Here is a 3,447-nt window from a genome sequence, read left to right as displayed (position 1 = left end):
CCCCCCCCCCCCCCCCACTACCAGGGTGCCGCCAAGGGTGTGATTCCTGCGCTGCCTGTTCATCCAGCCGGCACCCAAGCGCCCAAACACCGCGGCTATACTCGGAGGATGAAGACATCCCCCCGTACCCTCATCTCCCTGACGCTGGCCGCCTCGGCGCTGCTGGTGCTGTCGGCCTGTGGCAACAAGGGCCCGCTGGTCCTGCCGCAGAAGCCGGTCCCGGTCGAAGAACAGCTGGTTGAACCGGCCGCCGACGACGCTACGCCGCCGGCCGCCGATGCCGATACCGATTCCCCGGTGGTTCCCGATCCTGTTGAAGCGCCGGCGCTGAAGGCCAATGACGGGAATGAGTAAGTCGAACACCTCCGCGGCGCTGCGCTTCACCAAGATGCATGGCGCCGGCAATGATTTCGTGGTGTTGGATCTGCGCGATGGCAGCGCACCGCCGGATGCTGCGCTGGCCGCGCGTCTGGCCGATCGCCACACCGGCGTGGGCTGCGACCAGATCCTGACCATCGAGCCGCCCAAGGCAGAAGGCTCGGTCGCCTCGTACCGGATCTGGAATGCCGATGGCAGCAGCTCCGAGCAATGTGGCAACGGCGCGCGCTGCGTGGCGGCCTGGCTGGTGCGTGATGGCGCGGCTACCGGCAGCACCTTCGCGATCGACAGCCCGGTCACCACCCATGCAGTCGAACGGCTGGGCGAAGACCAGTACGCCGTGGCCATGGGCGTGCCGCGTTTCGAGCCGGAGAACGTACCGCTGATCGGCTTCGCCCGCGCCCGCGAGGAATACCTGCTGCCGCTGCAGGGCGACACGGTGCGCTTCGGCGCGGTCTCGATGGGCAACCCGCATGCCGTGATCGAAGTGGGCCTGGTCGATGCCGCTCCGGTCGAGCGTTTGGGGCCGCTGCTGCAGCAGCACGCCTCGTTCCCGAAATCGGTCAACGTCGGTTTCGTGCAGGTGCTCAGTCCGCAGCACGCGCGCCTGCGCGTGTACGAGCGCGGCGCCGGCGAAACCCTGGCCTGCGGCAGTGGCGCCTGCGCCGCGGCCGTGGTGATGATGCAGCGCGGTCGCCTGCAGCGCGATGCCACGATGTCGCTGCCCGGCGGCGACCTGCGCATCCGCTGGCCGGCCGACGATGCACAGATCGTGATGTCTGGACCCGCAGCCTTCGTCTTTGATGGAGAGTGGAACGCATGAGCGAGACCGCCGAGAAAATCGGGTCGCACGAAGTAGCCGCCTGGCTGCGTCGGCATCCGACCTTCCTGAAGCAGTTCCCGGATCTGGCCCTGACACTGGTGGTGCCGCGCGATGACGGCCCCACCGCGTCACTGGCCAGCTACCAGCTGGACGTGCTGCGCGACAAGAACCGTGAGCTGTCGCGACGGCTGGCCGATCTGGCCGCCAATGCACAGATCAACGAGCGTTTGGCCGTGCGCACGCACCAGCTGACCCTGGCACTGATGAAACAGGACTCGGCGGCAGACACCCTGCGGGCGATGGCCGCCTCGCTGGAAGAAGATTTCGCCGGGGATCTGGTCCGGTTGATCGTGCTGCATCCCGTCGCCGGGCTGGAACAGGCGCCGTGGCTGCAGGTGATCGAAGAGAGCAGCCCGCTGCTCGGTGTGTTCCGCGATTGCCTCAAGGATGGCGAGCCGATCTGTGGCCGCCTGCAGGCGGAGAAGAACACCGTGCTCTACGCCGGGCGCGCCGAGGAAGTGCAGTCCAGCGCGCTGCTGCCGCTGCCGGGTGTCGGCCTGATCGCGGTCGGCAGCCATGATGGCAATCGGTTCTACCCGGGCATGGGCACGCTGTTCCTGCGCATGATGGGCGAATCGCTGGTCGTCGCGCTGCAGCGTTTCGCCTCGCCATAACGCACCTTCGAGCGGAGTCGCCGTGAGTACCGCGCAGGACTTCCTGTCGCACCTGCAGGTGGAGCGCCGCATGTCGGCGCACACGCTGGATGCTTACCGTCGCGATCTCGATGCGCTCGCGGCGTGGTCGGAAGGGCAGGGTGCGGTGATCGATACGCTGGACAGTGCGCAACTGCGCCAGTTCATTGCTGCCGAACACCGCCGCGGGCTGTCGCCCACCTCGCTGCAGCGCCGGCTTTCGGCGTGCCGCAGTTTCTACGCGTGGCTGCTCAAGCACCACCGGATCGCCGCCAATCCGGCCACGGGGCTGAAAGCGCCCAAGGCGCCGCGCAAACTGCCGCAGGTGCTCGATGCCGATGAAGCCGTGCAGCTGGTCGAACTGCCCACCGATGCACCGCTCGGCCTGCGCGATCGCGCGCTGCTGGAGCTGTTCTATTCCTCCGGGCTGCGCCTGAGCGAACTGTGCTCGCTGATCTGGCGCGACCTGGATTTCGATACCGGTCTGGTCAACGTGCTGGGCAAAGGCAACCGCGAGCGCCGCGTGCCGTTCGGTTCGCATGCGCGCACCGCGCTGCAGGGCTGGCGGGCCGAAAGCGGCGGCGCGGCAACCGCACCGGTATTTCCCGGGCGCAAGGGCGGGCCCATCACCCAGCGCGCCGTGCAGATCCGCATCCGCCAGCTCGCCCAGCGCCAGGGCCTGTTCAAACACGTACACCCGCATATGCTGCGGCACAGCTTCGCCAGCCACATCCTGGAGTCCTCCGGTGATCTGCGCGGTGTGCAGGAGCTGCTCGGCCATGCCGATATCGCCACCACGCAGATCTATACCCACCTGGATTTCCAGCATCTGGCCAAGGTCTACGATGCCGCGCACCCGCGTGCCAAGCGCCGCAAGAGCGGCAACGAAAGCTGAATCGATCCGCTGCGGCATCCGGGCGCAGGGCGGGGCGGGTTGAAGCGTCGGGCAGAGACCCCACCTCAGTCTTTGTCACCCCGGAGGCTCCATGGACCCCAGTCAGAACCCCAACGTATTTCATGCCACCACCATCATCTCGGTGCGGCGCAACGGCCATGTCGCCGTCGCCGGCGATGGCCAGGTCACGCTCGGCCACACGGTGATGAAGGGCAACGCCCGCAAGGTGCGCCGTCTGGGTCGCGAGGGCCAGGTGCTGGCCGGTTTCGCCGGCGCTGCCGCCGATGCCTTCACCCTGTTCGAGCTGTTCGAGGCCAAGCTGGAAAAGCACGGCCAGCTGCAGCGTGCTGCAGTGGAACTGGCCAAGGATTGGCGCACCGAGCGCCGCTTGGGCAAGCTCGAAGCGCTGCTTGCCGTCGCCGACAAGGACACCTCGCTGATCATCAGCGGTACCGGTGATGTGATCGAACCGGAAGACGGCATCATCGCGATCGGTTCCGGTGGCTCCTATGCCCTCTCGGCCGCCCGCGCGCTGATGGCGCATACCGAACTGGATGCCCGCACGATCGCCACCGAGTCGATCAACATCGCCGGCGACATCTGCATCTACACCAATCGCAACGTGGTGGTCGAAGAGCTTTGACCCGGAGGGTCAAAGC

Annotated in this window: 5 protein-coding genes; all 5 read left to right on the top strand. The window is 67.2% G+C overall.

Annotated elements, in window-relative coordinates; translation table 11 throughout:
* Positions 1 to 108 precede the first annotated feature (108 nt).
* Complete coding sequence (gene lptM, locus ACE026_RS14490) at positions 109 to 354, top strand: LPS translocon maturation chaperone LptM (RefSeq protein ID WP_019183672.1); 246 nt, start codon at positions 109 to 111, stop codon at positions 352 to 354.
* The gene (gene dapF / locus ACE026_RS14485) at positions 347 to 1,201 is read left to right on the top strand and encodes a diaminopimelate epimerase (protein ID WP_486039523.1); all 855 of its coding nucleotides are present in this window, start codon (positions 347 to 349) and stop codon (positions 1,199 to 1,201) included. The genes lptM and dapF overlap by 8 nt, the downstream gene beginning before the upstream one ends.
* Positions 1,198 to 1,875 carry a DUF484 family protein gene (locus ACE026_RS14480; RefSeq protein WP_259259058.1) on the top strand — a complete coding sequence of 226 codons (678 nt, stop codon included), beginning with the start codon at positions 1,198 to 1,200 and terminating at the stop codon, positions 1,873 to 1,875. The genes dapF and ACE026_RS14480 overlap by 4 nt, the downstream gene beginning before the upstream one ends.
* A 22-nt stretch (positions 1,876 to 1,897) precedes the next feature.
* Entirely contained in the window at positions 1,898 to 2,788 is an 891-nt protein-coding gene (gene xerC / locus ACE026_RS14475) for a tyrosine recombinase XerC (protein ID WP_486039522.1), read from the top strand.
* Positions 2,789 to 2,879: 91 nt separating this feature from the next.
* Complete coding sequence (gene hslV, locus ACE026_RS14470; protein WP_019183676.1) at positions 2,880 to 3,431, top strand: ATP-dependent protease subunit HslV; 552 nt, start codon at positions 2,880 to 2,882, stop codon at positions 3,429 to 3,431.
* Positions 3,432 to 3,447 lie beyond the last annotated feature (16 nt).

The sequence above is a fragment of the Stenotrophomonas sp. AGC87 genome (assembly GCF_057333975.1).
This window is presented reverse-complemented; position numbering and strand designations above follow the sequence as displayed.

What these genes read in the sequence shown, in the direction of transcription:
- lptM (WP_019183672.1), top strand. Translation starts at nt 109, where the DNA reads ATGAAGACATCCCCCCGTACCCTCATCTCCCTGACGCTGGCCGCCTCG.
- dapF (WP_486039523.1), top strand. Translation starts at nt 347, where the DNA reads ATGAGTAAGTCGAACACCTCCGCGGCGCTGCGCTTCACCAAGATGCAT.
- ACE026_RS14480 (WP_259259058.1), top strand. Translation starts at nt 1,198, where the DNA reads ATGAGCGAGACCGCCGAGAAAATCGGGTCGCACGAAGTAGCCGCCTGG.
- hslV (WP_019183676.1), top strand. Translation starts at nt 2,880, where the DNA reads ATGGACCCCAGTCAGAACCCCAACGTATTTCATGCCACCACCATCATC.